This is a genomic window from Cupriavidus sp. D39, assembly GCF_026627925.1.
GTDB lineage: Bacteria > Pseudomonadota > Gammaproteobacteria > Burkholderiales > Burkholderiaceae > Cupriavidus > Cupriavidus ulmosensis.
The window spans coordinates 2,327,475-2,354,258 of the sequence record NZ_JAPNLE010000009.1; the positions used below are offsets into that span (position 1 = coordinate 2,327,475).

Annotated in this window: 23 protein-coding genes and 3 pseudogenes; 1 reads left to right on the forward strand and 25 read right to left on the reverse strand. The window is 61.4% G+C overall.

Going from position 1 to position 26,784, the window contains the following annotated elements; genetic code table 11:
• Positions 1-8: 8 nt before the first annotated feature.
• The 22 genes and pseudogenes from OMK73_RS22855 to rfbB all read right to left on the reverse strand — a co-directional run bounded on the left by OMK73_RS22855 (position 9) and on the right by rfbB (position 22,368).
• Positions 9-1,244, reverse strand: coding sequence for a glycosyltransferase family 4 protein (locus OMK73_RS22855; protein WP_267604050.1), 1,236 nt, complete (start codon positions 1,242-1,244; stop codon positions 9-11).
• A complete protein-coding gene (locus tag OMK73_RS22860) occupies positions 1,241-2,443 on the reverse strand; it encodes a hypothetical protein (protein ID WP_267604051.1) in 1,203 nt (400 codons plus the stop codon). Before OMK73_RS22860 ends, OMK73_RS22855 begins: the two co-directional genes overlap by 4 nt.
• On the reverse strand, positions 2,440-3,066 hold the full coding sequence (locus OMK73_RS22865; RefSeq protein ID WP_267604052.1) for an acyltransferase: 627 nt from the start codon (positions 3,064-3,066) through the stop codon (positions 2,440-2,442). The genes OMK73_RS22860 and OMK73_RS22865 overlap by 4 nt, the downstream gene beginning before the upstream one ends.
• Positions 3,063-3,410 (reverse strand): hypothetical protein, encoded by a 348-nt coding sequence (locus OMK73_RS22870; RefSeq protein WP_267604053.1) that lies wholly within the window; start codon positions 3,408-3,410, stop codon positions 3,063-3,065. Before OMK73_RS22870 ends, OMK73_RS22865 begins: the two co-directional genes overlap by 4 nt.
• The gene (locus tag OMK73_RS22875) at positions 3,377-4,306 is read right to left on the reverse strand and encodes a hypothetical protein (RefSeq protein WP_267604054.1); all 930 of its coding nucleotides are present in this window, start codon (positions 4,304-4,306) and stop codon (positions 3,377-3,379) included. The genes OMK73_RS22870 and OMK73_RS22875 overlap by 34 nt, the downstream gene beginning before the upstream one ends.
• A gap of 85 nt (positions 4,307-4,391) precedes the next feature.
• Positions 4,392-5,270: a hypothetical protein gene (locus OMK73_RS22880; protein ID WP_267604055.1), complete on the reverse strand. Its 879-nt coding sequence runs from the start codon at positions 5,268-5,270 to the stop codon at positions 4,392-4,394.
• A gap of 91 nt (positions 5,271-5,361) precedes the next feature.
• Positions 5,362-6,924, reverse strand: a complete 1,563-nt coding sequence (locus OMK73_RS22885) for a hypothetical protein (protein ID WP_267604056.1) — start codon at positions 6,922-6,924, stop codon at positions 5,362-5,364.
• A gap of 37 nt (positions 6,925-6,961) precedes the next feature.
• Positions 6,962-8,011 (reverse strand): pseudaminic acid synthase, encoded by a 1,050-nt coding sequence (gene pseI, locus OMK73_RS22890; protein WP_267604057.1) that lies wholly within the window; start codon positions 8,009-8,011, stop codon positions 6,962-6,964.
• Entirely contained in the window at positions 8,008-8,574 is a 567-nt protein-coding gene (pseH, locus tag OMK73_RS22895; protein WP_267604058.1) for a UDP-4-amino-4,6-dideoxy-N-acetyl-beta-L-altrosamine N-acetyltransferase, read from the reverse strand. The genes pseI and pseH overlap by 4 nt, the downstream gene beginning before the upstream one ends.
• A complete protein-coding gene (gene pseG, locus OMK73_RS22900; RefSeq protein ID WP_324291819.1) occupies positions 8,574-9,194 on the reverse strand; it encodes a UDP-2,4-diacetamido-2,4,6-trideoxy-beta-L-altropyranose hydrolase in 621 nt (206 codons plus the stop codon). Before pseG ends, pseH begins: the two co-directional genes overlap by 1 nt.
• Before the next feature lie 469 nt (positions 9,195-9,663).
• Positions 9,664-10,953, reverse strand: a complete 1,290-nt coding sequence (locus OMK73_RS22905) for an aminotransferase class III-fold pyridoxal phosphate-dependent enzyme (RefSeq protein ID WP_267604059.1) — start codon at positions 10,951-10,953, stop codon at positions 9,664-9,666.
• 5 nt (positions 10,954-10,958) lie between these two features.
• A complete protein-coding gene (locus OMK73_RS22910) occupies positions 10,959-11,729 on the reverse strand; it encodes a glycosyltransferase family protein (protein ID WP_267604060.1) in 771 nt (256 codons plus the stop codon).
• Entirely contained in the window at positions 11,726-12,622 is an 897-nt protein-coding gene (locus OMK73_RS22915; RefSeq protein ID WP_267604061.1) for an aldo/keto reductase, read from the reverse strand. Before OMK73_RS22915 ends, OMK73_RS22910 begins: the two co-directional genes overlap by 4 nt.
• Positions 12,619-13,767 carry a UDP-4-amino-4,6-dideoxy-N-acetyl-beta-L-altrosamine transaminase gene (gene pseC / locus OMK73_RS22920; protein WP_267604062.1) on the reverse strand — a complete coding sequence of 383 codons (1,149 nt, stop codon included), beginning with the start codon at positions 13,765-13,767 and terminating at the stop codon, positions 12,619-12,621. Before pseC ends, OMK73_RS22915 begins: the two co-directional genes overlap by 4 nt.
• Positions 13,764-14,764: pseudogene (gene pseB, locus OMK73_RS22925) on the reverse strand (UDP-N-acetylglucosamine 4,6-dehydratase (inverting)). Before pseB ends, pseC begins: the two are co-directional and overlap by 4 nt.
• A gap of 33 nt (positions 14,765-14,797) precedes the next feature.
• On the reverse strand, positions 14,798-15,748 hold the full coding sequence (locus OMK73_RS22930) for a UDP-glucuronic acid decarboxylase family protein (protein WP_267604063.1): 951 nt from the start codon (positions 15,746-15,748) through the stop codon (positions 14,798-14,800).
• A 10-nt stretch (positions 15,749-15,758) separates the two neighbouring features.
• Entirely contained in the window at positions 15,759-17,120 is a 1,362-nt protein-coding gene (locus OMK73_RS22935; RefSeq protein WP_267604064.1) for a UDP-glucose dehydrogenase family protein, read from the reverse strand.
• Between the two features lie 595 nt (positions 17,121-17,715).
• Positions 17,716-18,915, reverse strand: a complete 1,200-nt coding sequence (locus tag OMK73_RS22940; RefSeq protein WP_267606479.1) for a UDP-N-acetylglucosamine 4,6-dehydratase family protein — start codon at positions 18,913-18,915, stop codon at positions 17,716-17,718.
• Positions 18,846-19,637: a nucleoside-diphosphate sugar epimerase/dehydratase gene (locus OMK73_RS22945; protein WP_267604065.1), complete on the reverse strand. Its 792-nt coding sequence runs from the start codon at positions 19,635-19,637 to the stop codon at positions 18,846-18,848. Before OMK73_RS22945 ends, OMK73_RS22940 begins: the two co-directional genes overlap by 70 nt.
• Before the next feature lie 86 nt (positions 19,638-19,723).
• On the reverse strand, positions 19,724-20,275 hold the full coding sequence (gene rfbC, locus OMK73_RS22950; protein WP_267604066.1) for a dTDP-4-dehydrorhamnose 3,5-epimerase: 552 nt from the start codon (positions 20,273-20,275) through the stop codon (positions 19,724-19,726).
• 122 nt (positions 20,276-20,397) lie between these two features.
• Complete coding sequence (rfbD, locus tag OMK73_RS22955) at positions 20,398-21,315, reverse strand: dTDP-4-dehydrorhamnose reductase (RefSeq protein WP_267606480.1); 918 nt, start codon at positions 21,313-21,315, stop codon at positions 20,398-20,400.
• Positions 21,305-22,368: pseudogene (gene rfbB, locus OMK73_RS22960) on the reverse strand (dTDP-glucose 4,6-dehydratase). The gene rfbD and the pseudogene rfbB overlap by 11 nt, the downstream one beginning before the upstream one ends.
• Positions 22,369-22,625: 257 nt before the next feature.
• Between rfbB and OMK73_RS22965 the strand changes: the two are divergent.
• Positions 22,626-23,461, forward strand: a pseudogene (locus OMK73_RS22965) (symmetrical bis(5'-nucleosyl)-tetraphosphatase).
• A gap of 5 nt (positions 23,462-23,466) precedes the next feature.
• On the opposite strand, the gene OMK73_RS22970 reads toward OMK73_RS22965, so the two are convergent.
• From OMK73_RS22970 to OMK73_RS22980, 3 genes are all read right to left on the reverse strand, one after another.
• Positions 23,467-24,309: a lysophospholipid acyltransferase family protein gene (locus OMK73_RS22970; RefSeq protein ID WP_267604067.1), complete on the reverse strand. Its 843-nt coding sequence runs from the start codon at positions 24,307-24,309 to the stop codon at positions 23,467-23,469.
• Positions 24,310-24,373: 64 nt separating this feature from the next.
• The gene (locus OMK73_RS22975) at positions 24,374-25,648 is read right to left on the reverse strand and encodes a dihydroorotase (RefSeq protein WP_267604068.1); all 1,275 of its coding nucleotides are present in this window, start codon (positions 25,646-25,648) and stop codon (positions 24,374-24,376) included.
• Positions 25,649-25,711: 63 nt separating this feature from the next.
• Positions 25,712-26,683, reverse strand: a complete 972-nt coding sequence (locus tag OMK73_RS22980) for an aspartate carbamoyltransferase catalytic subunit (protein WP_267604069.1) — start codon at positions 26,681-26,683, stop codon at positions 25,712-25,714.
• Between the last annotated feature and the right edge of the window lie 101 nt (positions 26,684-26,784).

The window sequence follows — 26,784 nt, forward strand, 5'->3', positions numbered from 1 at the left end:
CCTATTCCTCAACGCAGCGTTTCAGCAAAGCGCACGAATGCGTCGTGCTGCACGTACTGGTCGAAACGCGGCGCGAGCGAAGCGGAATTCGCCTTGCAGGTTTCGAGCAGCGCGGGATCACCCGCAAGCGCTTCGATCGCGGCGGCGAGTGAATCCGCATCGCCCGGCACGTACTGCCGCCCGAGCTGATGACTGGCAATCAGACGCTGGATCTCACGCTCCAGCGAATTGACAGTGGCAACGCCGGCCGCCAGATAATCATAAAATTTGATCGGCATCGACACCGTCGAATGCGCGAGATAGGTGCTCAGCCCGATATCGCAGTACTTGTACATCAGGTTGAGATCGTCCGGGTCCAGTCGCCCCAGGTAGACCACATTGCCACCAGGCTCGGCGCAGGCGGATTCGAGCAGGGCGCGCTGCGGCCCCTCGCCGGCGAACAGGAACTTCACTGGCTTGCCGCGCAGCCGCTCCGAACGCGCAGCCTTGAGAATCGACTCCATGTCATAACCGGCGCCCAGGGTGCCTGCGTAGATCACCCAGACTTCACCGGGCTTCTTGTCGGCCAGGCCCAGCTTGCGCAGCACGCCGCCGTTCTCGTTCGCCATTGCCGCGCGCATGGCGGCAACGTCCACGCCCCAGTAAGACACGGCGGAAGGCACTGCTGGCGCCGAGCGCACGCCGACGTCGCGGTAGTCCTCCGACACGCCCACGATTCCGTCGCATGCGCGGAGGATAGCCGCCCGCCTGAGGTACAACGGCGCCAGCAGCACGCGGTCGAACGCCCTGAGCGGCTTGGGCAGGATCATGGCAAAGACTTCCGGCCAGATGTCGATAATGTCCGCGACGAGCTTGGCCCCGATGCTGCGCGCCGTCTCGACAATGTATTTGCCGTAGAAAATCGAGGGCTCGGCCAAGACGATCATATCGGCCTTGTCCTGGGGATTGGCCTGCACGCGTTGCGCGAGATTTCGTGCAAAGGTGCGTTCGCTGCGGATTCGAGCCACCGAGACGTGGCTGCTGTACGGTGTCGTCGGCACGATCCGTACATTGACCCCCGTCTCCAGGCGCTGCTCGCTATATCCCTCGCTGCGGAACTTCTTGGAGCGGTGCTCGAAATTCGAGAGCCACCAGGTCACCTCGTGACCGGCACGGGCAAATGCCTCGGCGAGCATTGAGCTGCGATATTCCCGCCACGCTTCGCCCGGCAGGCTGCCATAGGGATTAACGATCCATACTTTCATGATTGAACGTGTTTAGTCGACGTCGACACCGACGCCGCACCGCGGGAGAGACCGATTACCACAATCAGATAGATAAAGGTCATCGGAAAATAATCCAATATTCTATTGACAAAGAAATTGAACAAGAAAATCAGCAAACATCCCCGCAAGAACACAGCTTCCGGCGTCCGCTGGCTTTTCGAGGAAAAATAGATCTTCAGGTTGACGAGCACAAAAAGCAGGGTAAGCGGTATGCCGAAGGATGCCAGGTAACTGACGTACTGGCTGTCGGCAGCCCGGTACACCGTTGAGCCCATATGCCCCCACAACATGGAGGCGGGTTCCTCGACATAGCCGACCAGGAGGTTCAGGTGATCGGCGATCCGCCCGCCCGTGATCCCGGCTGTCACGTCATAGTCCACCAGGCCTACGAAGTTGAGCACAGCGAGAATCTTGTGAACCAGGAAGGAGGGCTTTCCCTCGGCTTCCGCTTGCAGCACGAAGAAGCCTGCAGCGGCCAGTGCCGGCACGAAACACATGAGCAGGAAGCCAAGTCTCTTGTTCTTTATCTCCACCAGCAGAACAATGCAGGCCATCGTCATCAGCGAAAAGACGGAATTTGTGGCCACTGCGCCAAGTGCCAACACCAGCTTCTCGGCGATCTCGGCCGGCCACCGGCGCGCAAGTGTATCGACGTAAAGATAAGAAATGCAGCAAAGCAAACCAAATGAGCTCGGATTGCCGACACCGCCGGAAACGGCCCCTCCCGTCCACAGGTCGATGCCGAGATAGCGCAGCACGAAACCCACAAGGCACTGCGCCAGGATAATGTTCTTGACCAGCTTGAGCGCCGACAGGATTCCCTGCTCGCTCATCCTTGCCGAGAACAGCACCGGCAGGAAAATCAGCGCATTGAGGAACAGCGCGGTCGGCTGGTCATAGCCGGCAGCCACCGCCAAGCCATAGCTGATGCCGCACAGGGCCAGCAACGGCACCAGCAGAAGGTCATCCTGATAACGGTCCGAGACGCGGAACGGCAAAAGGCACAGCGTGAATAGGCTGAACGCGCACAGTTTGGCGATGGCAATAAACGCGGGTACATCATCCACGTCGCCATCCTTGAAGTTGGTAAAGTAGTACAGGTAGTAGATCGAGAAGATGCCTACGATCGCGACGGCCTGGACCCACTGGTAGAATCGGGGTTCGCGTGACGTGTTCATGCCAGCCTCTTGGACTTCACGACTGCCGGTGCCCCGACCGCGATTGAATATTCCGGTAACGACCTGGTCACCACGGAGTTGGCCCCAATCACGCATCCACGTCCAATCCTCACTCCCGGCATGATCGCCACATTCACCCCGATCCAGCAATCATCGCCGATCTCAACCGGCTTGTCCTCAAAGCCGGCGGGACGCTCGTGTAGCGGCAGCGCCGCGTACTTGGCCTCCTGCTCGCGTATTGGCAGCTCGGGCCATGCGGCAAAGATATGCGCCCCCGAGGAGACAAAGACATTAGGGGCGAAAATGCATCCGCGGCCGATGGAGATCGTTCCATTCAGCGCACAGCGGCGCTGAATGGTGGTGCCCTCGCCAACGAGGACGCGCCCCTCGGACTCGATTTCAACGCCGTGCGAAAGCCAGGTGCCGCGCGCCATCTCGAGCCGCCCTTCACCGCCAAGGTTGACGATGACATCCCGGGATATCCTCGTGCCGCGCCCGAGCTTGACTTGCGACAGCGACGCCAGGAACGTGGCGCGCGGGTCGACCCGCACGCCATCCCGCAGGAAGTGGATGGCCACCAACCAGCGCCACAGGAAGGATCTTTTCAGTAATCTGATCATCATTTCGTATTCCCTCCTACCCGCGCCGCGACAAAGCCAAAGCAGAAAGAGAGGGCAGCAAGCGTCAAGGTGAGAACCGACAAGCGCATCAGCAGCGGCATCAAGGGATAGCGCGACGTCACGGCCCACACCAGCAGGGAACCCAGCAGAACAGCAATCTGGCAGGCAAACAGAACTCTCGTCTTTCCGGAAATCACGAAGTAGTTGGCCCAGAAATCGGAAGCGCGGAAAGCGGCCGCCGTCAGGAACAGCGGAATATAGGGCATCACGCCCAGATACTGTGGGAAGTAAGCTTCAATGCCCCAACGGATTATCAGGTATCCCGGCACGGCGAGTATGCCCAGCACGAGCAGGAATCCCAGCGAGGTTTTGCCGGTACGGTCCCGCACTGCCTGCGCCCCGTCGTGGTAGATCTGCGCCGCCAGGCTCGGGAACAGGTTTGCATTGACCGTGACCTGGAAGGTGGATGCCATCGATAGCAGCGTCCAGGCAAAGCGAACTCCGCGAACGCAGGCTTTGCCAGTGCATCCGCGGCAAGCCAGCGATCGGAATTCTGCATCAGGAACGCCAGGATGACGCTGACGAACAGCGCTCCCGCCGCCCGCCACTCGGAGTGGCGGAAATGGTGCAGCGCCAACACCGGCAAACGGAGAGATGCCCTCCCATAGCGAACACCGGCGCGCACTGCCACGATACCAATCATGCCGGCCGTTGCCAGGATCTCCGCGACGAGGATCGACTCGCCGCTTCCAATCTCGACTGCTGCCAGAAGCCCGGCCACCGAGACTACGCAACTACGCGAGAACAGCGTGACGGAGAATTCGGCCTGTAGCAGCCGGCTCTTGCTTTCCGTCGAGACAATGCCAAACAACTGATTGGTCAGCCCGTGCACCGCAGCCAGCGCGAGCAAGATGCCGGCCCCACCGGCAAGCGACATTCCGGTCGCGCTGAGCCCGAACAACGGCACCGCGCAAAGTACGGTGACCAGCGTCACCTCGCACATCATGATCATGCCGCGCGTCACTCGCCCGGCTGCGAACAGGTACGGGAGATCGCGCTGCATCAGCAGATACAGTCCGAAGGCATTGACCATGGCAAGCGAAGCCGAGATCAGCAGCCCGATGCTCAACGTCCCGAATTCGGGGACCGCCAGCAATTTAGCGTAGGCAAGCATGCGGCCCATCATCAAGATGGCCGCAAAGCCGTTCAAGCAGGTTGTCCCGAGGTTTCTCTTGTAGCTCATGGATGATCGCGGTTGCGCTTCCCTCCGCGAGTGACCATGGCCTTGCTCAGATCGGATGGGAGATGTCGCCTGAAATGCAGATTGGTTAAACCATCAAGCTCAGGTCCTGCTCACGGCGCTGATCGTGCATGACGCCGTAGTCGAACATGGCAAACTGCAATTGCAGGAGCAATCTCGCTTGGTGAACCGGGGTTCGACCCTTGTGGATGCACAGGGTATTCTCGGCAAAACCTGTCCCCGCCTCGCCGCAGATCTCCTTGATCTCGCTACGGTCGTAGGTCTGGTCGATCTCCGCATCCGTGTAGCGGCGTACCTTGAATTCATCGAAGCGCTGCGTTACCGGCGGTCGCCGATGCGAGCCTGCCACGGCCACGTGCGCGCCGTCGCCCGGCTCCACGTCCGTCAGGTAGAAGAAGAACTTGAAGAAACGGAAGCAGTCGACGTCCCGGTGATAAAGATGCGCATGCTTGAATCGATCCTCCTCGCGCGCCTTCACGGGGAACGTCCACCACAGGTTGGAGCCGACAAATGCCGGCACCGAACCGATATAACGCGCGGCAATCCATTCCAGCAGAGGGTCGTGGCGCAGCGCATCGATCGCGGCGCACTGTTGCTGCGTATTGAAGTACTGCGCGACCAGGATTGGTTTACCCAGGACAGCTTCCGCTGCCACGCGCTGCTCGGCATGAAAACCGCGAGCCGGATCTCGGTCGGCGAAGCACGCAGAGTTGTTGGCAAACTGCCGGATCTGCGCCACCATTTCACTTGGAATCTTCAATCCGAATGCAAGGCCATCGGCATCCAGGGTCCGCACAAACTGCTCTTTGTCGATGCCCTTGAAGACGCTCTGCTCCAGGCGCGCCTCGCGCTCGGCAAGAAAGCGCCGCAGGCCCGGGCCTTGCAGCAGTCCGCGGGTACGACTGACGGTATCGCGAGCGAAACCGAACCGGGCCGGCACGCGCATCAACGTGTAGCCAGGCTGACTCATCAAGCTCTTGGTCAAGATTCGAATTCGACTCATAGTGCCTCCACCTCTCGGACTCTTCGGGCCTGCATTATCTGTCGCCAATCGGCATCCGCTCTCGGATCGCGTCCAAATAGCGGAACACGCCGCGCCGTTGTAGTGGGCGATACTCTTCCGGGATGGCCTTCTGCGCCTCCCTCAACTCTTCCCAGCGCCTCTCGCGCAGCAGCGTCAGTACTCGATTCTCACCAGCGGCGTCGGACGCCACCTCAGCATCATCCGCTTCCACACGGCGGGTCAGGAGCAATCGCTCGAGCCGGGTGGCATCAGGTTCGGGATTGTAGACATACTGCGTGGTCGTCCTGGCACGGATGTCGTTCACGTACTGGTTGAAACGGAAATTGAACGTGTAGGCGAAGCGCAAGACCTGCCGTGCGATATCGTCCGGGTTCTGCCTGCCGACCAGCGATAGGTTGTCAACGTCCTCGGGGCCATACAGGCGGATCTGGAAGCCAGCCGTCTGGTAGATCGACGTGCCCAGTGCGATAACCTGCTTGCCCAGGGCTCCAGCCTCGAAGGCAGCGCTGCCGCCGTTCACCACCACGGCGTCCGCCTGCGCGATCAGCCCCAAGGTATTGGCGCGCTCCCTGCTCCCAATGATATGCACGCCGCGACGGCGCGCCCACTCCGTGTACATGCGCTCGGCGAGGCTGCCGTCCCTGAGACCGATCGTCTCGCCCCAGTTCGGGTGGCAGCGCAGGATGCAACTAGCCGGGTCGACCTCGATATGGTCGAACAGGAAGTCCAGGGCGGCGATCTGGTTAGGCCAGTTGGTCCGCCAGTCGGGATGGCCATCGAACTCGTTGAGGCTGCTGGGCGTGATCAGCAACTTCAGGCCATTGCTCTGCGCCGGCCATTCCAGGTCCTCGGCGTTGCGATTGTAGGCCCGCCATTCGAGCGTGTTCGTGCGCAAGAACCGCGCGGCCAGCAGCGAGGCGACAGACCGTGCCTGGGCCTCGGTGAGAGGCTTGTCCTTGTACTCTCCGACCACGCGCCCGACTTCGCCCAGCGCCAGGCAATTCTGGTCCGGGATCAGCAACAGGCCATCGCCAAACCAAGTACGTTCCACCGAAATAAAGGGAATGCCCTTGGCCTTGGCTGCCTCCAGCAACGCACGCGGACCTTCCATACGACCGTTGAAGCAGACAATGCCGTCCAGCCGGCGATCCTCGATCCAGCGGCAGGCGGCGGCGAACGCCTCCCCAGCACCCGTGGCAAGCCTTTGGTGCAGCGCGCGGAATTCCTCGGTCTTCTTGTCGGCCTGGCTCTCCGTACGCAAGATGGTGCAGGCACCGGAGAAGCCCCACTGTTGCGCGGCGTCGCCCGCTTGCGCAGCGCCAGCGGGATCGCGATAGCGACGCATGGAGTCAACCGAGTCGGCGGCGAACGACCGCATGCCGCCCATCGTGCATTTCACGCACTCCTTGGCCGAACTCGAGTTATCTCGCAATTCGCGGGTATAGCACTCCGACAGCGCGCTGTCGCAGCTGAGATAGAACACCTCATGCCCACGGGACTTCATCATCGAGGAGAGGAAGTAGACGTGTTCTACGTGTGGGCGATAGGCGTAGATGCTGGCGAAACCGAGACGCATATAGTAATAGTTATGGGGTCAAACGAGGCAAAGAGACTCAGGCGAGCAGATCCCACTCAAGTGGCGTACCGCGGCTCACATCCTGCTTCACTGCCCGGCCGAGCACCTGGTCTAGGTGCTTGGGCGCCAGGCCAAAGCCCGGGCGGATCGCCCGCACGCTGGAGGCGTCCAGCACCTCGCCGGCCTTGAGGTCGCGCGTGATGTAGAGCGACCGGCGGAACACCAGGGACTTCTTCTCGGCATCAGTCGGGCCATAGCTGACGCCGCCCAGCCCCTGCCAGGCGCGGCGGGTTTCCACCACAAGCGCCTGGAATTCAGCGGGTTCGAGCGAGAAGGACGAATCCACGCCACCGTCGGCACGGTCCAGCGTGAAGTGCTTTTCGATCACGGTTGCGCCCATCGCGATGCTGGCCACCGATACGCCAAGGCCCATCGTATGGTCGGACAAGCCCACTTCGCAGCCAAACAGGTCGCGCATGTGGGGAATCGTGCGGACATTAGTGTTTTCGGGAGATGCTGGATAGGTGCTGGTGCACTTCAGAAGGATCAGGTCCTTGCATCCTGCCTCACGCGCGGCACGCACGCTTTGATCGAGTTCCGCGATGCTGGCCATGCCGATCGAGATGATCATCGGCTTGCCGGTACGCGCGACCTTCCGAATCAGGGGAATATCGGTATTCTCAAACGATGCGATCTTATAGACAGCTACGTCAAGTCCTTCCAGGAAGTCGACGGCGCTGTCGTCGAACGGCGTGCTAAACGGGATCATGCCGTGCCCGCGCGCTCGCTCGAAGATCGCTGCATGCCACTCCCAGGGCGTATGCGCTTCATCGTACAGCTCGTACAGCGACTTGCCGTTCCACACGCTCTTCGGATCGGAAATGAAGAACTCCCGCTCGCGAATATCCAGCGTCATGGTGTCCGCGGTATAGGTCTGGATCTTCAGTGCGTGCGCACCCGACGCCGCGGCGGCATCGACAATCTCCAGTGCGCGATCGACCGACTGGTTGTGATTCCCGGACATTTCCGCGATCAGGAATGGCTCGTGTTCGCGGCCGACCAGGCGACCGCCGATATTGATCGTCATTTCAATACTCCTTCGGGCGAGAAACACAGGTCGCGCAGCGACTGCCGGTCACTCTCCCATTGATTGCTGAATTTGGCCAGGCAGACAATGTCCTGGCGCTGGCCTTGTTTCAGGTAATGCTCGACCAGCCGGCCCTCTTCGCGGAAGCCAAGCTTGCGATGCAGGGCCAGCGATGCTTGATTGAAAGCAAACGCCTCCGAGCTCAGCTTGTACATACCGAGCGTGTCGAAGGCATAAGCCAGCGCCAGATAGCCCAACGCCGAGCCAGTACCCTTGGGCAGGCCCTGCTCGCCCAGATAGAAACCCCAGGTGCAACGCAGGTGCTCGCGGCTGATGCCGGTGAACGAGCTAAACCCAACCGGCACCCCGCGTAGTGCAAATACCGCAAACAGCGCGCTCGGGTGTTGCAGCGCCGAAGCGAACCAGCGTTCATGCTCCTCAGGCGCAATCATGTGGTCCGTGTACATATTGCTGCGCACGTGGTCGCTGTTGCGCCAGGCCAGCAGGATGTCCTTGTCGCCAGGGCGGATCGGACGCAATTCGCAGTCGTCGAGCCTATGCATCACAGCGCCTCCTGATAGATTAGGTCAGCCACAGTCGCTGGTACGCGCCGGGCCAGCCCCAGGGTGCGGCTCGACAAAGCGAGGCGCCCGGCATCGTCCACCATCAAGGCAGTCGCCGCTTGCGCCACCATCTCCGGCGTCACCGTGGCGACGTCGCCCAGGTTGACGATATATCCCGCGGCAGCCAGGTCGTGGGCCGATCTGCGCTGGTTGTCAGCCAGCACGATGGCGATGGTCGGCAACCCGAGGAAGCAGCGCTCCCAAGTCGCAGATCCACAAGCGCCGATGGCCAGGTCTGCGCTCGCCATCAACTCGGCCATATTGTCGACCTGCACGTGCAGACGCGCATTTGGCGTGTTCTCGCACAACGCCCTCACCTGATCGCGGTGCGGTGCGCCCGCGCCGAGGACAACGTCGATCGCAACACCAGCCTTGGCGATGTCCCGCAATCCGCGCAGCGCGGTGCTGGTTGCGTTGTCCTGGTCCATGCCGCCCATGAACAGCAGGATGCGTCGAACCGGCCCCTTGCCACGGCGCAAGGCCTGCCCGGCCACCGCGAACTCGGGGCGCAGCAGGGCATAGCCAGGGCCCAGCAGGCACGTGCAGTGCGGCGGAACCAGTTGGCATAACGTTGATCCAGATCGCTATAGTAATTCTGGTCGAGCAGCAGGTCGCAGTCGTGGCGGCGATCGGCCAGGTCGTCGATTGCCATGATGCGAGGCACCTGCCCGCGCAGCGGCTGCTCCCATCGCCAGTCGAGACCATAATGATCCACCACCAGCCATTGAGGCGCCCACTCCGCCAGCACCGCTGCGCTTTGCGTCATGTCTTCCTCCCAGGACGCGCCGAGCCAGGCACTGTGGGCGAGATCCCCCGCCGCGGAGCGGGCAGGCTCCGCCACAGGTAGCACGTGGCACGAGTATCCGCGCCTTGCGATCAGCGCTTGTGCGCCACCCGGATGCGTGCGGGTGATGAAGCGAACCTCAGCCCCGCGCTCGCGCAAGGTATCCGCCAGCGTCAGGCAACGCATCACGTGGCCCGACCCGATCTGAACGGAAGCATCGGCGCGAATCGCAACCTTCATGACGTTCAGCGTACCTTGAACAAGGGTTCAAGCGGAGCGCACTTCAGCATTTGCTCGAGGCCGCCGTCGCGTACTGCCTGAACCATCATCGGCAGGGTGTGGTCGTAGGCCGCGAACAGCCGGCTAATATCGGCATCCGAATGGCTGTACCCCATGTTGTGGGTACCAAAAGTCAGGACGCCCTGCGCCAGCATTTCCTGCATGAACAGCGTCTTCAGATGCCACATGGGATAGCGCGCCGTGTCCTTGATCAGCAGGAAGCTCCAGCTCGGATGGCCCGACACGGAAAGGAAGTCGTCCGCGCCCAGCGCCGCAATGCGCTCGCGCAGGCCGTCAATCACCACTTGCCCCTGGCGAGCCAGGGTGGCGGTAACTGGTTCGCGTTCCAGCTTCTTCATGGTGGCGAGCGCCGCTGCCAGCGATAGCGTTTCACCGCCAAAGGTGAAGGAAAAGAAGATCTCCTCCATCAGTTGCATGACATCGGCCCGGCCCGCGACCGCCGAAACCGGATAGCCGTTGGCCAGGCCCTTGCCGAAGGTAGCCAGGTCCGGGGTGACGCCAAACAGCTGCTGGGCGCCGCCATTGGCGTAGCGGAAGCCGGTGATGGTTTCATCAAACACCAGCAGTGCGCCGTGCTTATGCGCCAGGTCCTTGACCGCCTGCAGGAAGCCCGGAGCCGGCTCGACCACGTTCATCGGCTCGAGGATCACCGCGGCGACCTGGTCGGGGTACGCCCTGAAAATGGCATCGAGACTGTCGATGTCGTTGTAAGCCCAGGCGTGCGACAGATCGCGCGTGGCCTGCGGCACGCCGCGGTTGCGCGCGGTGGTGCCGATGTACCAGTCCTGCCAGCCGTGATAACCGCAGACCGCGACGTGATCGCGGCCGGTGAAAGCGCGGGCCACCCGCACGGCACCGGCGGTCGCATCGGAGCCGTTCTTGCCGAATCGGACCTTTTCGGCGCAAGGCACCATCGACACCAACTGCTCTGCCACTTCCATTTCGAGCCGGTGCGGCAGCGAGAAGATGATGCCGTCCTCAAGCTGGGCCTTGACCGCGGCATCCACGTCGGGGTCACAATATCCAAGCGTCAGCGCAGCGAGAGCGCCGATCATGTCGAGGTACTCGTTGCCGTCGACGTCCCACACGTGACTGCCGCGGCCGCGCTCGATGAAGTACGGCGACACGCCGAACGGGTACTGCGTACGGCTCTTGCTGAATGTTTGCGAACCAAGCGGGATGGTGCGCAGGGCGCGTTCAAGCAGGGCTTCAGACTGTTGATATCGTTGCGACATGATGTTCACACCCTTCGAGGTAATAGTTCGTCTTGCACAAGAGATTTCACATAGCCTGCATTCCGGAGTTGGCCGGCGTTGATCTCGATCAGTTCTGGCTGCTGCGCCAGCAGACGCAGCACGTCGGCCATCAGGAATTCAGGATTATCGCGAAACAGGGCCGCATACACGGCCGAGACAAACTCAAGGTCGGACGGCTCATCGACCGTCCAGCGCAGCGCGGAGAGATCGCTATCGCGCTTGAGGCAACCCAGCTTGAAGCGCTCTGGGTGCTGATAAATGAATGACGTCACATGTTCGCGCTGGGACGCAAGGCTGGCCTCCTGCCAGATCGTCTCCAGCACGCTGAACCGGAACACTTCGGCATCCAGGCCATCCGGATAGGTAGGCTCCAGCACGTTGCTGGCGTAGTCGTAGTCACCGTCGCGATAGAAATCGATCACGGCGTCAATGACTTCAGGGTCGGCCAGCGGGCAGTCGGCGGTCAGCCGGACCACGTGCTGCGGCCGGATATCCTTCACCGCCGAATAGAAGCGGTCCAGCACATCGTCGAGACTACCGCGGAACACCTCCACGCCTGCCTCGACACAGCGTGCCGCGAGTTCGTCATCCGAGGGGCTGTCGCTGGTCACCACCATCAGCCGATCGATGTTGCGGGCGCGCCGCAAACGCTCTATCTGGCGCAGGATCATCGGCTCGCCGAGCAAGGGCTTCAACACCTTGCCTGGCAGGCGGGTCGAACTTGAACGGGCTTGTAGCAATGCCATCACGGTCATCGGAACTCCTTCTGCAACGCGGGCCAATTGGATGGCGTGATTGCCGGCAACGATTCCATATTGCAGGCGGTGAAATCGAAAGCGATGTGCGCGGCACTGCGGTGCCAGGCGGTTGCGATCTGCTCAAGTTGCCCCACGTCGAGCACCCCGACCACAACGTGGTCGATCACGCCTTGTTGCCGCAGGAAGGCCAGGCTGCCTTCGAGCTGGCTCATGCCTGCCTGCGCGCAAACCGCCTTGAAACGGGCAAAGCCCGGCGCGAGGGTGTGCAGGAAGGCTGGCAACTCATCGGCGAGCAGCACGCCCTGCAGGAAGACCGAGCGGGTATGGATCTCCACGCCCGCCTGCTTCAGTCTGGTGAGTTCCCCGCTGCTAGCAAAGGACTGATCGAGGACGTTGAGCGGCAACTGCATGGCATCGATGTGGTAACGCTTCGTCGCCTCGCGAGCCTCGGCGACGCTATAGACCGATACGCCGAGCCGCTCGATCACCCCTTCGGCTTTCAGTTCCAGCAGCGCGGCATACAAGTCCTGTCCGCCTTCGCCAAGCAGGTCGCAGGCATGATGCACTAACAGGCCGTCCAGGCGTTCGACGCCCAGATTGCTCAGGGACCCGTGTACGCCCTGCACCACGCGCCGGATGGCTGCGGCGTCCACGCCCGCCTGGCCGGCCGGCAGGGTCTTGGTATAGAGCTGGAAAGCGTGCGCCTCGCGGCCGCGGCGGCCCAGTACGCGCTCGCTCTCGCCGTATGCAGCCGCGGTGTCCAGCACCTTCAGCCCAAGCTCGCGCGCCCGGTGCAGGATACGCATCACCTCGTCCTCGGCGACCTGGCCTGCAGTGTTGGTGATGCCATAGGGCAGACCAAACTGCACCGTTCCCAGTGCCAGCTTCATGCAAGTATCCCGCGCAGCGTGGAGGTCACGAATTCCTGCTGCTGATCGGACAGGCCCGGATACATGGGCAGGCTGATCGCCCCTGCGTAGTAAGCCTCCGCATTCGGGAATGCGCCCGGCTGGAACCCAAGAGCGCGATAGTACGGCTGCGTATGCACCGGAATGTAGTGCACGTTGACGTGGATGCCGGCAGCACGCATGGCGTCGAACACCGCCTTGCGGCGCGTGGTGTCACTCAGCACGACCGGGTACAGGTGCAGGCCTGACAAGCCATCGGGATGCTGGAAAGGCACGGTAAGCGCGGCACCTTCCAGAAGTTCATCGTAGCGGCGAGCCAACTGGTGACGCCGCGCTACGAATGCATCCAGGCGTGTCATCTGGCTGACGCCGAGAGCCGCCTGCATATCGGTCATGCGGTAGTTGTAGCCAAGCGCGACCTGCTGGTAATACCAGGCGCCGTCCGCGGGGTCCGTCATCTCGGCTTGGTCGCGCGTGATACCGTGCGAGCGAGCCTTTTGCATGGCCTGCGCCAGATCGCTCCGGCGCGTGATACACATGCCCCCTTCGGCAGTCGTGATGACCTTGACGGGATGGAAGCTGAAGACAGTGATATCAGCAAAGTCGCCGCATCCGATCGGTTTGCCAAGATAGCGGCCACCGATGGCATGCGAGGCATCCTCGATGATGGCAAAGCCGTATACGTCGCCCAGCGCGCGGATTGCCCGCATATCGCATGACTGTCCGGCGAAAGCTACCGGGATGACAACCTTGGGCAAGGCGTTGCGCTGGGCTGCGAGCTTGAGCTTGCTTTCCAATGCAACGGCGCACATGTTGTAGGTGCGCTTGTCGATGTCGACGAAACCGACATCGGCACCGCAGTAGCGCGCGCAATTGGCCGACGCGACAAAGGTATTCGGGGTGGTCCAAACGGTGTCCCCCGGTCCCACGCCAAGCGCCATGCACGCGATGTGAAGCGCGGATGTCGCGCTATTCACCGCAACCGCGTGCTCGGCACCGACATAGGTCGCTATCGCCGATTCGAACGCCGGCACGGCCGGCCCCTGCGTCAGGAAGTCGGACTCCAGGACCGCCACTACCGCCTGGATATCTTCCGCCGAAATATCTTGCCGGCCGTATGGAATCATGCCATCGCCTTGGCGTTGAACTCGCGGATGTCCTGCGGGCTCAGGAAATGGGGATTGTTGCCAGAGTTATATTCAAAGCCCTGACTGACCTGTTCGCCCCGCTCCCCGATCGCATTGACCGTGTAGTCGATATCCGAGTGGTGGAACTTGATCGTCGGACGCAAGACATAGTGGTCCGAGAATTCCAGCGTGAGATGGGAATCGTCGGACGGGCACATGATCTCGTGGAGCTTCTCGCCCGGGCGAATGCCGATCACGCGGGTCGCTACACCAGGCGCGACTGCCTCGGCCAGATCCGTGATGCGGATCGACGGGATCTTGGGCACGAAGATTTCCCTCCGTGCATGCGCTCGAAGTTCTTCAGCACGAAATCAACCCCGTCTTGCAGGCTGATCCAGAAGCGAGTCATTTCGGCGTGCGTGATCGGCAGTTCCTTCTCGCCCTTCGCCAGCAACTGCTCGAAGAACGGCACAACCGAGCCACGGGAACCGACCACGTTCCCGTAGCGAACCACGGCGAACGAAGTCTGGTTGGCGCCCACCATGTTGTTGGCCGCGACAAACAACTTGTCGGACGCCAGCTTGGTCGCGCCGTAGAGGTTGATCGGATTGGCGGCCTTGTCGGTCGACAGCGCGATCACCTTGTGGACATTGTTGGCGATCGCCGCATTGATGACGTTCTCGGCGCCATGAATATTGGTCTTGATGCACTCCAGCGGGTTGTACTCCGCTGCGGGAACTTGCTTGAGCGCGGCAGCGTGGATGACATAGTCAATGCCACGCATGGCCTGGGACAGGCGGTCGCCATCGCGAACGTCGCCGATGAAATAGCGCATGGGCGGCGCATCGATGTCCTGCTGCATTTCGAACTGCTTGAGTTCGTCGCGCGAGTAGATCACAAGACGTTTCGGCTTGTAACGGGCAAGAATCGTTCGTGCGTACTTCTTGCCAAACGAGCCCGTACCGCCCGTGATCAAAATAGACTTGTTGTTGAACATTGCGAATCTCTTCTGAAATATGAGCGGAGCTGCTTATACAAAGCGCTTGAAGTAATCGACCGTCTTGCTCAGGCCGTCGCGGAAATGAACCGACGGATTCCAGCCGATCATCTCTTCGGCCAGACGGGTGTCGGGTTGGCGTTGCGCGGGATCGTCGGCCGGCAAAGGCTTGAACTCGATGGTGGAGCGGGAGCCAGTCAGCTCAATGACATGGGTAGCCAGCTCGAGCATCGTCATCTCGTGCGGGTTGCCCAGGTTCATCGGGCCGGTAAAACCCTTGGGGGTGTTCATCAGCGCGACCATGCCCTCGATCAGGTCGTCGACGAAGCAGAACGAGCGCGTCTGCTTGCCTTCCCCGAACACGGTGATCGGCTCACCGCGCAACGCCTGCATGATGAAGTTCGACACCACGCGGCCGTCGTTCTGGTGCATCCTCGGACCATAGGTATTGAAGATCCGGGCAACCTTGATCTCCAGTCCGTGCTGGCGGTGATAGTCGAAGAACAGGGTTTCCGCGCAGCGCTTGCCTTCGTCGTAGCACGAGCGGATGCCGATGGGATTCACGTTGCCCCAATAGGCCTCGGGCTGCGGGTGCACAACCGGATCGCCATAGACCTCGCTGGTCGAGGCCTGGAAGATCTTGGCGCCGACCCGCTTGGCCAGGCCAAGCATGTTGATGGCGCCGTGCACCGACGTCTTCGTGGTCTGCACCGGATCGTGCTGATAGTGAACGGGCGACGCCGGGCAGGCCAGGTTGTAGATCTGGTCGACTTCCACGAACAGCGGGAAGGTTACGTCGTGGCGAATGAACTCGAAACGAGGATGGCTGAGCAGATGTTCGATATTCTGCTTGGCGCCCGTGAAGAGATTATCGACGCACAGCACTTCATTGCCCTGCTCGATGAGGCGATCGCACAGATGCGAGCCGAGAAAGCCGGCGCCGCCGGTCACCAGAATACGCTGGCGGGAATTGTAATTTCGCATGTTCAATGTTCTATGAGCGGCCGATACCGAAATACTCGAAGCCTTGTTTCTTCATCGCCGACGGATCAAAAAGGTTACGACCGTCAAAAATGAGCGGGGTCTTCATCTCACGGCGCATCGCTTCAAAGTCGGGGCTCCGGAAAGCCTTCCACTCCGTCACAATGACCAACGCATCCACGTCCGCCAGCGCCCCTTCCGGCTGATCGACAAAATGCAGATGCGCCAGGGCGCCTTGCTTGTCGGCCAGGTCTTGCGTCAGCACGCGGCGGGCCTCATCCATTGCAACGGGATCGTGCGCACGCACGATCGCACCGCGCGCCAGAAGCTCCTGGATGATGACGCGGCTCGGCGCTTCGCGCATGTCGTCGGTTTCCGGCTTGAATGCCAGCCCCCAGACAGCAAAACGCTTGCCGGCAAGGTCGTTGCCGAAGCGAGCGAGAACCTTGTCTACCAGAACGCGCTTTTGCGCCTGGTTGACCTTCTCGACTGCGTCCAACACGTATGTCGACTGGCCGTATTGTGCCGCGGTCTTCGCCAGCGCCTGCACGTCCTTTGGAAAACAGGAGCCGCCGTATCCGATCCCCGCATAAAGGAAGCTATAGCCAATCCGCGGATCGGAGCCGATTCCCTGGCGCACCAGCTCGATATCGGCACCTACCCTATCGGCAAGGTTCGCCAGCTCGTTCATGAAGCTGATGCGCGTGGCAAGCATGGCGTTGGCGGCATACTTCGTGAACTCCGCCGAGCGCACATCCATGAAGTACATGCGCTCATGGTTGCGGTTGAACGGCGCATACAGAGTCCGCATCATCGCCTTTGCCTTTTCGCCGGCTTCGTCCGATGAGACACCAACTACGATCCGGTCGGGACGCATGAAGTCTTCAACCGCGGCGCCCTCCTTGAGGAACTCCGGATTGGAGACCACTGCGCATTCAAGATGGGCGGAGCCACGCTTGCTCAGTTCATCCGCCACCGCCGCTTTCACCTTATCCGCAGTGCCGACGGGAACGGTGGACTTGTCGACGATCACCTTGAACGAGTCCATGTGACGACCGATGTTCCGGGCGGCCTCGATCACGTACTTCAGGTCGGCCGAGCCGTCTTCGTCCGGCGGCGTGCCGACGGCGATAAACTGGATATCGCCGTGCGCAACGCTGGCGGCAATATCGGTCGAAAACTTCAGCCGGCCCGCGGCCCGATTTCGATCAATCAGCGCCTTGAGGCCGGGCTCATAGATAGGCACGCCGCCGTTGTTCAGCAAATCGATTTTCTTTGCATCAACATCAACGCAAAAGACGTTGTTGCCCAACTCAGCAAGGCAAGTGCCCGTCACAAGACCGACATAGCCGGTACCGATAATAGTAATTCTCATTTCTCAAGCCAATATTTGCATATTCAAGCGATTGTTGGGGAGCACACCTGACTCCGTCGCCATAACCACACGTCCCCGAAATAGTCGGTAGCGGCACAAAACTTCTCATCGCAAAATACAGACACCTTCCGATGCTCAATCGGGTATTGACGCCTCATGACTCGATCGGAATGCTTACACCGGACGCACATGCGAACTGCACGCCGGATAGGGAAGATGGGGAGGAAAGAGACTACCGTGCGCCCGCCCTGCCTGCGGGATCTGGCGGGCAACCCTTGTACAGCTTGAATCCCCTAGCCGACACCGTCTGACCGAGACCACTCCATCGGAGCGAATCCATTGCTGCCTGGGCGCCGCAAGATCAAGATCGGCACTCCGGGAGAGCGGCCGCGCCGGAGCGCAAAATTGAGTTGCGCATCCACCACTTTCCCGCCTACTGGCCCGGGATACAAACCACCTGCATTTTGCCATATTTTCATGGGCTTGAGCCGCTGCGGCGGGCTGACTGGCAGGTACCGCGAACGACGCTCCTGGTTCGCGCCAGTTCCGCCGCAGACCATCCCGAGATGTTTTCGATGGGAACATTGATGCGTACTCAGCGCAAAAGACGGATACGCGGCGCCGGCTCTTCATGCAAATGGTCCTTGATGTCGCGGTCCGGGCGAAATCCTGAAACGCATTCGAGAAGAATCGTCCGGATGGCTTCGCAGTCATTGGAGTCAGAAGCATCAATCAGGCACCTCATCTTCTCATCGAGCTGTTCGCGACTCAGGAAGGATTCATCTGCTTTCATGATGCGCGGGTGCCCGGTGCCGCTCACGGTATCTCCGATCAACAACTCCTCGTACAGCTTTTCCCCGGGGCGCAGGCCGGTGAACTGGATTTCGATGTCACCGTCCGGATTCGCCTCGTCTTTTACCTGAAATCCGCTCAGGTGGATCATGCGCCGTGCCAAGTCGACAATCTTGACCGGCTGCCCCATGTCGAGCACGAACACTTCGCCATCGCCGCCCATTGCACCCGCCTGGATGACGAGTTGAGCGGCCTCGGGAATGGTCATGAAATACCTAATGATATCCGGGTGGGTCACCGTCACGGGCCCCCCTGCGGCGATCTGCGTCCTGAACAGAGGCACCACCGAGCCGCTCGATCCGAGCACGTTGCCAAAGCGGACGATGCTGAACCGGGTCCGCACGTTCGGATCCTGGGCGAACGCCTGGAGGCACAATTCCGCCATCCGCTTGCTCGCCCCCATCACATTGGTCGGGCGAACGGCCTTGTCGGTGGAGATCAACACGAACGCCTCGACGTTGGCACGGATCGCTGCCTCCGCGGTGATCCGGGTACCGACCGTGTTGTTCAATATGCCCTCGGTCATATTGAATTCGACAATGGGCACGTGCTTGTAGGCGGCCGCATGGTAGATGGTCTGCACCCCATAGCGCGACATGATGCCGAAGACCCGCTCGCCGTTCTGCACCGAGCCGAGTACAGGAATCAGTTCTATTGGGAGTTCCTTCTCTGCGACGGTCTGCTGCAGTTCGTACTCAAGCGCGTACAAGGCAAATTCGGACTGCTCATACAAGACAAGGCGCGCGGGCTTGTTCTTGATGATTTGCCGGCAAAGCTCGGAGCCGATGGATCCACCGGCACCCGTGACCATGACGCTCTTGCCCGCAATGTTCTCCATCAACAGCTTCATGTTCGGGGCAACCACGTCGCGCCCTAGCAGCTCATCGATCTCCACCTCGCGCACGTCATCCAGGCGCACCTCGCCGGAAACCATCTCCGCCATGCCGGGCACGGCCGCACCTCAACAGCCAGTGGCTCGAGCGCATTCACGATTTCGATGCGACGGCTACGGGAAGCGGAAGGAATTGCGATCAGTACCTGATGGATCGCAAGGCGCCTTACCAGTTCGGGCAGCTCATCGGCTCCGTGGACCTTGATGCCCGCGATGCTGAGCCCGCGCTTCTTTATGTCGTCATCCACGAATGCCATTGGCTCGTAGTCCGAGCCCACACCCAAGGCAACGGCAAGCTGCCGCCCGGCATCGCCGGCACCATATATTATGACCTTCTGGCTGTGGCGGCCAAAGGAAGGCAACATCCTGAACGCCGCCCGCACAAAGAACCTGCTGCACACGATATAGACGATGGCCAGGAGCCAGTAGATCAGGAGCGCACCGCGCGGGACATTGGACAGGCCCAGGAAGAAGATCAGCGAACCAAACATCCCGATCGAAATGGTGACCGCGACAACAATGGTCAGGATGGCCCGGTCCTCCATGTACCTTACCACCGAGCGGTACAAGCCCAGTTTGATAAAAACCGGGATGGCCACGAAGGACGTGACGAAATACAGGCTGATCGGATACTGCGAACTGACAGCCCAATGATCCGTCCGCAAACCGACTGCCGACCAGAGGGAAAGCGGCAGCAGGAAGAAGTCGAGCACCAGCATCAGAAGAATTTTCTTCTGGCGCGACATCTCGGAAATTTTCTTAAGCAGCATCATTGAGTTTTGGTTTAGTCGTCATATTGGACCGCCACCTTCTTTACCGAAATCAAACCAGGGCAAAAAGCTCATCGACCGGGCGCGTTCTAAGGGAACAGTTCCGCCTCGGCAAGGGAAACGCCGCGCCTATCCTTGTCCGACTGGATCACTGCTCCCTGGAGCGGCCACGCAATGCCGAGTTGCGGATCGTTCCAGGCAATGGTGCGCTCGTCAGCCTGATTCCAATATTCGGACACTTTATAGAGAACTTCCGCCTCGTCCGACAGCACAAGAAACCCATGCGCAAACCCCGGAGGTATCCAGAGTTGCCGATGGCTTTCGCCTGAAAGCTGGATACTCGTCCATTGCCCGAAACGAGGTGATTGCCGGCGCAAATCCACGGCCACATCGAAAACGTCGCCCGACACAACCCGAATCAGTTTGCCCTGTGGACTACCCAATTGGTAATGCAATCCACGCAGCACATTTTTTACGGACCGACTGTGATTGTCCTGAACAAATGTACAGGAGTAGCCGGTAGCAAGCGCAAAACTCCGCGCATTGAAGCTCTCAAAAAAGAACCCACGCTCGTCCCCAAAGACTTTTGGCTCGAGGATCAGAACCTCCGGCAATGCGGTCGGAGTCGCCTTCAAATTCATGACCGGCCTACCCCTTTGCCAGCGGCAACATGCTCCGCAGTTGCTCGCCACGGATCTTCGCGAGAACACTCGGCGCGCTTGGATCGAAAGCCAGAGAGATAGCTTTGCGCACAATGGCTTGCTCAAGCAAGAACCTGATCCAGCAAGTGATGCACGCCCTTGCGCCAATCCGGCAGATAAATGCCGAAGGTCTGGCGTATCTTGGTCGTATCCAGCCGCGCATTGGCCGGGCGCTGCGCGGGCAACGGGTAGTCACATGCAGCGATTTCCTCAATCCGATCCGGATTTGTCTTGAGCGCTGCGCCATGCGCGGCGGCGTAACGCAAAACTTCGCTGGCGTAGCCATGCCAGCTGGTTTCACCAGCAGCGGCCAAGTGATAGATGCCAGTGGCGAACGCACTGCCGTCGCCATGGAGCCACGCGCGCGCGACGATCTGTGCCGTTACATCGGCAATGAGCGCGGCACCGGTGGGCGCACCAAACCGATCTCCAACCACCCGCAGCACCGCTTGCGTGGAGCCGAGCCGTAGCATCCTTTTGGCAAAATTGTTGCCATGGATACCCGCCACCCAGGACGTGCGAAGTATCAGCGCCGTGGGCGCTACTTCGGCTATGGCCTGTTCGCCTGCCAGCTTGCTCTTACCGTAGACGGAAATGGGATTGACCGCATCCGTTTCCGCATAAGGCGACGTTTGGCAACCGTCGAAAACACAGTCTGTCGAATAATGCACCAGCAGGCTACCGAGCGCTCGCGCCTCCTCGGCAAGGATGCCCACGGCAGTGGCATTTACCGCATAAGCGTTCTCAATGTCTGTCTCGGCGTTGTCCATGCCAGTATAAGCTGCGGCATTGACGATCACATCGGGGCGATGCTCCCGCAAGACGCGACGAATTTCCTCGGGGCGAGACAGATCGCATGCGCCTCGGTCAAGCGCCACGACCTGCCCAAGGGGGCTCAGGGAGCGCCGCAGTTCGAAGCCGACCTGGCCGTTGCTTCCTGTTACAAGAAGGGTGGGAATGCGAGGTGCCTTATCCGGCATTAGGTTCATCCCGTCCCATTCGATACAGACCAGACATCACATTGGAAACCCATGACTGGTTCTCCAGATACCACTGAACTGTCTTGCGCAAGCCTGTCTCAAAGGTCTCTTTGCAGGTCCAACCGAGTTCCACCTGGAGCTTTCGCGAATCGACGGCATAGCGTCGGTCATGACCGGGACGGTCGGCGACAAAGGTAATCTGCTGCCGGTACGAGCCCGTCTCCTTCGGTCGAAGCTCGTCCAGCAGATCGCATAGCGTGCGTACTACGTCGAGGTTCGTCCTGGTATTACTGCCACCGACGTTATAGGTTTCCCCACTTGGCCCTTAGCCAGCACAGTGCGAACGGCCGCGCAGTGATCGCCAACGTAAAGCCAATCCCGCACGTTCAGGCCGTCGCCATACACCGGCAGCGGCTCGCCGGCCAGCGCCTTCAACAGAACGAGCGGGATCAGCTTCTCTGGAAAATGATAGGGGCCGTAGTTGTTTGAACAGTTGGTCGTGAGGACCGGAAGGCCATAGGTGTGGTAATAAGCACGCACCAGATGGGCAGCCGCGGCCTTGGATGCAGAATACGGGCTGTTTGGCGCGTATGCCGTGCTTTCCGTGAAAGCTGGGTCACACGGCTGCAGTGAACCAAATACCTCATCCGTGGAGACATGCAGAAAGCGGAATACGTCGCGCTCAGAACCATTCAGACCGTTCCAGTACGCCCGCGCAGCCTCAAGCAAAGTGAAGGTACCAACGACATTGGTCTGGATAAATCCACTCGGCCCTTCGATCGAGCGATCGACATGGCTCTCAGCCGCGAAATGGACCACCGCGCGTGGCCGATACTCGGCGAAAAGGCGATCCAGCGCAGCACGATCACAAATATCGGTTTGCGAGAAAATATGCCTCTTAATACACTTTAACGAAGCAAGAGATTCCAGATTACCAGCGTATGTCAGCTTGTCGACGTTGACGACCGCGTCCGCGCCGTCCTCGCGCAGCCAGTCTAGAACGAAATTGGCGCCGATGAAACCGGCGCCACCTGTGACAAGTATGTGGGACAAAACCAGTGCTCCCTGCCTATCTAATATATTTTTGAGAACCCGGCGAGTGCCAAGCCTCCGCCTGGTCCAATTTGGATGGCGCAGTGTTAAGTATCTGCAGAAGTGGCGGTATTCTATCCGACGGCGACCATCGTCTTAAGCTGCGGACCCATCTTTTTGTAGCCTGTTGTAACGTCCCAATGCTACCCATTGCAATGTAAGTGCATTTCCAAGAATAGAAATCCCTTTCACCATCTCAATGTCCACATACGTTTTTTGTGACCAATAATCATCATTATGCCATCGGCGATCTCCAGGGATGTGCTGGCTCCCTCGAAGAACTTGCCTTCCAACACCTGCCCGCCGACAGCCAGCTCCGCTTCGTAGGCGACCTGGTCAACCGCGGTCCCGCCTCCGCGCGCACGCTGCGCACCGTCCGCGCGCTCGGCGAACGCGCCGAGTCCGTACTCGGCAACCACGACATCCACCTGCTGGCCGTGGCCGCCCGCGTGCGTAAAGGCAGCCGCAACGACACCCTGGCAGATATCCTGGAAGCCCCAGATTGCGCTGAATTGATCACATGGCTAAGGCATCGGCCGCTGGCCATCCACGAAAACGGCTTCCTGCTCGTGCATGCAGGCGTGCTGCCGCAGTGGACCGCCGAGCAGGTGATGACGCTGGCGGGGAAGTCGAGAGCGAACTGCGTGGCCCAGGCTGGAAGGCGTTCCTGGCCGACATCTTCGGCAACGCTGCAGACCGCTGGGACCCCGCCTTGCGCGGCATCGCGCGCCATCGTGTCGTGGTCAACGCCCTCACCCGCCTGCGCTTTTGCAACGCCGACGGCGTGATGGATCTCAAGACCAAGGATGGCCCCGGCAGCATGCCGGCCGGCTTCATGCCCTGGTTCGATGTGCCCGGACGGCGCACCGAAGACACTACGGTGGTGTGCGGGCATTGGTCCACGCTCGGGCTGGTGATGCGCCCCAACCTGATGGCGCTGGATACCGGGTGTGTCTGGGGCGGCAAGCTCACTGCTGCCCGCCTGACGCCGGATCCGGCTGAGCGCGCGCTGATCCAGGTGGAATGCCCGCAGTACTGCGATCCGCTAGCTTGAGCCGGTCAGGCAGCCGGCGCGGGAGAATCGGCGCTCTCGCCGGCTGTGCTGAAGGACGGTTCATTCGCGCGCCCTTCGTTGACGCGCACCGCGAGCTCCACTGCGTGCTGTTGCGCGCCCTGGCTCAGATGGCTCACTACCGCGCGAGCGGCCTCGGCCAGGTCGCGCCGGCTGGCGCTGGTGGCGGTGAGGGCTGGCGCAAAGCATAGCCTGGCGGTGATCGGCGGCGCCCGCAAAATAGCGTCAAGGCACTGCAGCAGCGTCAAATCCCCGATGTAAGCCGGCGCCAGCACAGGCTGCCCCGTCGCTGCGTCCAGGTAAGCCAGCCCGACCGGCTGCACCGGCAGCCCGCCGGAAATCGGCGCTTGCATCAGGTTGGCATGAAACGGCAGCACGCTGCTACCGTCCGTGGTTGTCCCCTCGGGAAACACACAAACCAAATCGCCCTGCAGCATCACATCGGTAATCGCATGCAGCACGCGATGCGCGTCCCGCTTGCGCGCGCGCTCGATAAAGATGGTGCCGGTCTGCCCGCATAGCCAGCCGATCACCGGCCAGTCGCGGATCTCGGATTTGGCGACGAAGCGCACGGGATGCCAGCTATTGATGACATAGATATCCAGCCATGAAATATGGTTGGACACCACCATCGCGCCATGCGGCATGGCTTGGCCCGGCTGCAGCCCTTGCACCTCGAGCGTCACCCCGCAGATCCACAGCAGCCGGCGCGACCAGCGCCGGATATGCCATTGCCGCGACTCGACGCCGAGCCAGGGGAATAGCACCGCGCAGGTCACGAGGCCGCGCAGCAGGTGGAGGATCAGGGCGGTCTTGCGCAGCCAGATCATGCCTGCCTCGCTGGCGTGGGTGCCTGAACCATCTTGTCGGACTTCCCTCGGCCCGGCATGGCGCTCAGTGCAGTTCGTAGACGACGTGGCCGCCGACCAGCGTGGTGCGCACGCGGCCACGCATGTCGTAGCCGAGCCACGGCGAGTTCTTGCCCTGGCTCTTGAGCGCGCGCCGCTCCACCTTCCACTCCTGCTCGGGATGGAAGATGCAGATATCGGCCGCGCTGCCGGTGCTCAGCGTGCCAGCCGCCAGGCCCAGCACGCGGGCGGGCTCCGCCGTGATGCGGGCGAGCGCCTTGCCCAGCGGCACCTTGTGCTCCTCGGCCCAGCGCAGCGTCAGCGGCAGCAGCAGTTCCAGCCCGGTGGCGCCGGGCGAGGCTTCGGCGAAGGGCAGCAGCTTTTCGTCGTCGTCCACGGGGGTGTGGTCCGAGCACAGGGCATCGATGGTGCCATCGGCCAGTCCCGCCACGATGGCGTCGCGATCGCGCGCGCTGCGCAGCGGCGGCGAGAAGCGCATCTGCGAGTTGAAGTAGCCGATGTCCATATCGGTCAACGACACGTGGTGGATATTGACGTCGCAGGTGACCTTGAGGCCTTCGCGCTTGGCCTGGCGTACCAGCTCGATGCCGGCGGCCGAGGACAGCCGGCACAGGTGCACGCGCGCGCCGGAGCTGCGCATCAGCTCGAAAATGGTATGCAGGCGCACGGTCTCGGCGATCACCGACATCCCGGACAGGCCCAGGCGCGAAGCCACGGCGCCGCTGGCGGCCACGCCGCCACCGAGGTACGGGTCTTCCGGGCGCAGCCAGACCGTGAAACCGAAGGTCTGCGCATACTGCAGCGCGCGCAGCAGCACCTGGGTGTTGCGGATCGGCGCTTCGGCCTGCGAGAAGCCGATGCAGCCGGCCTCGGTCAGTTGCGACATCTCGGTCAGCGTCTCGCCGTTGAGGCCCAGCGTGAGCGCGCCCAGCGGATAGACGTGCGTCTGGTTGAGCGTGCGGGCGCGGTACTTGAGCATCTCGACCAGGCCGGGCTCGTCCAGCACGGGGTCGGTGTCGGGCGGGCAGACCAGGCTGGTCACGCCGCCGGCGGTGGCTGCCGCCACTTCGGATTCGAGCGTGGCCTTGTACTCGTAGCCGGGCTCGCGCAGCCGCGCGGAGAGGTCAACCAGGCCGGGGCAGACGATCAGCCCGGCCGCGTCGATGGTCTTGTTGGCATGGAAGTCCGCCGGCGCGCTGCCCACGCCGACGATCTTGCCGGCGGCAATGTAGAGGTCTTGCTGTGCATCGACGTTCGCGGCCGGGTCGATCAGGCGTCCGCCCTTGATGTGGATCTTCATATCGTGTCGCTTGGCTTGTATTCGGTTGTTCTGGCTTGGACGCTATCGTCCGCTATCACGCTGTCAGTCGTGGTTTCCGGCCACGATGCCCATCACGGCCATGCGTACCGCAATGCCGAAGGTCACCTGGTTGAGGATCACGGACTGCGGCCCGTCGGCCACGGCGGAGTCGATCTCCACGCCGCGGTTCATCGGGCCCGGGTGCATCACGATGGCATCGGGCTTGGCCAGCGCCAGGCGCTCGGGCGTGAGGCCATAGGCCTTGAAGTATTCCTGCGCCGAGGGCAGCAGCGCGCCGCTCATGCGCTCGTTCTGCAGGCGCAGCATGATCACCACGTCCACGCCCTTGAGTCCCTCTTCCATATTGTGGAAGACGCGCACGCCCATCTGCTCGAGCCCCGAGGGCAGCAACGTGCGCGGGCCGATGGCGCGCACTTCGGGCACGCCCAGCGTGGTCAGCGCGTGGATGTCGGAGCGCGCCACGCGGGAGTGCAGGATGTCACCCACGATGGCGACCGTGAGATTGGTGAAATCCTTCTTGTAGTGGCGGATCGTGTACATGTCGAGCAGCCCCTGGGTGGGGTGCGCGTGGCGGCCGTCGCCGGCGTTGATGACATGCACGTGGGGCGCGACGTGCTCGGCGATCAGGTAGGGCGCGCCGGAGCTGGCGTGGCGCACCACGAACATGTCGGCCGACATCGCCGACAGGTTGTTGATGGTGTCGAGCAGCGACTCGCCCTTGCTGGTGGACGAGGCGTTGATGTTCAGGTTGAGCACGTCCGCCGACAACCGCTTGGCGGCAATCTCGAAGGTGGTGCGGGTGCGCGTGGAGTTCTCGAAGAACAGGTTGAACACGCTTTTGCCGCGCAACAGCGGCACCTTCTTCACTTCGCGGTCCGAGTCGGACAGCGAGACAAACTGGCTGGCAGTGTCGAGGATGTGCGCGACCATCTCGCGCGACAAGCCCTCGATCGAAAGCAGGTGCTTGAGCTCGCCGTTCTTGGTCAGTTGCGGGTTGCGGAACGTCTTGATCATGGCAGGTAGAAAGGGCCGGGCGGTGGCGTTGACTGGTCTGGGCAGGTTTGGATCGTGCTGGCCGGCGTGCCCTTGTGGGCGCGCTGGCCGTTGGGCTGGGC

What these genes read in the sequence shown, in the direction of transcription:
- OMK73_RS22855 (WP_267604050.1), bottom strand. Translation starts at nt 1,244, where the DNA reads ATGAAAGTATGGATCGTTAATCCCTATGGCAGCCTGCCGGGCGAAGCG.
- OMK73_RS22860 (WP_267604051.1), bottom strand. Translation starts at nt 2,443, where the DNA reads ATGAACACGTCACGCGAACCCCGATTCTACCAGTGGGTCCAGGCCGTC.
- OMK73_RS22865 (WP_267604052.1), bottom strand. Translation starts at nt 3,066, where the DNA reads ATGATGATCAGATTACTGAAAAGATCCTTCCTGTGGCGCTGGTTGGTG.
- OMK73_RS22875 (WP_267604054.1), bottom strand. Translation starts at nt 4,306, where the DNA reads ATGAGCTACAAGAGAAACCTCGGGACAACCTGCTTGAACGGCTTTGCG.
- OMK73_RS22880 (WP_267604055.1), bottom strand. Translation starts at nt 5,270, where the DNA reads ATGCGCGTGCCGGCCCGGTTCGGTTTCGCTCGCGATACCGTCAGTCGT.
- OMK73_RS22885 (WP_267604056.1), bottom strand. Translation starts at nt 6,924, where the DNA reads ATGCGTCTCGGTTTCGCCAGCATCTACGCCTATCGCCCACACGTAGAA.
- pseI (WP_267604057.1), bottom strand. Translation starts at nt 8,011, where the DNA reads ATGACGATCAATATCGGCGGTCGCCTGGTCGGCCGCGAACACGAGCCA.
- pseH (WP_267604058.1), bottom strand. Translation starts at nt 8,574, where the DNA reads ATGCATAGGCTCGACGACTGCGAATTGCGTCCGATCCGCCCTGGCGAC.
- OMK73_RS22905 (WP_267604059.1), bottom strand. Translation starts at nt 10,953, where the DNA reads ATGTCGCAACGATATCAACAGTCTGAAGCCCTGCTTGAACGCGCCCTG.
- OMK73_RS22910 (WP_267604060.1), bottom strand. Translation starts at nt 11,729, where the DNA reads ATGACCGTGATGGCATTGCTACAAGCCCGTTCAAGTTCGACCCGCCTG.
- OMK73_RS22915 (WP_267604061.1), bottom strand. Translation starts at nt 12,622, where the DNA reads ATGAAGCTGGCACTGGGAACGGTGCAGTTTGGTCTGCCCTATGGCATC.
- pseC (WP_267604062.1), bottom strand. Translation starts at nt 13,767, where the DNA reads ATGATTCCATACGGCCGGCAAGATATTTCGGCGGAAGATATCCAGGCG.
- OMK73_RS22930 (WP_267604063.1), bottom strand. Translation starts at nt 15,748, where the DNA reads ATGCGAAATTACAATTCCCGCCAGCGTATTCTGGTGACCGGCGGCGCC.
- OMK73_RS22935 (WP_267604064.1), bottom strand. Translation starts at nt 17,120, where the DNA reads ATGAGAATTACTATTATCGGTACCGGCTATGTCGGTCTTGTGACGGGC.
- OMK73_RS22940 (WP_267606479.1), bottom strand. Translation starts at nt 18,915, where the DNA reads ATGGCGGAGATGGTTTCCGGCGAGGTGCGCCTGGATGACGTGCGCGAG.
- OMK73_RS22945 (WP_267604065.1), bottom strand. Translation starts at nt 19,637, where the DNA reads ATGATGCTGCTTAAGAAAATTTCCGAGATGTCGCGCCAGAAGAAAATT.
- rfbC (WP_267604066.1), bottom strand. Translation starts at nt 20,275, where the DNA reads ATGAATTTGAAGGCGACTCCGACCGCATTGCCGGAGGTTCTGATCCTC.
- rfbD (WP_267606480.1), bottom strand. Translation starts at nt 21,315, where the DNA reads ATGCCGGATAAGGCACCTCGCATTCCCACCCTTCTTGTAACAGGAAGC.
- OMK73_RS22970 (WP_267604067.1), bottom strand. Translation starts at nt 24,309, where the DNA reads ATGATCTGGCTGCGCAAGACCGCCCTGATCCTCCACCTGCTGCGCGGC.
- OMK73_RS22975 (WP_267604068.1), bottom strand. Translation starts at nt 25,648, where the DNA reads ATGAAGATCCACATCAAGGGCGGACGCCTGATCGACCCGGCCGCGAAC.
- OMK73_RS22980 (WP_267604069.1), bottom strand. Translation starts at nt 26,683, where the DNA reads ATGATCAAGACGTTCCGCAACCCGCAACTGACCAAGAACGGCGAGCTC.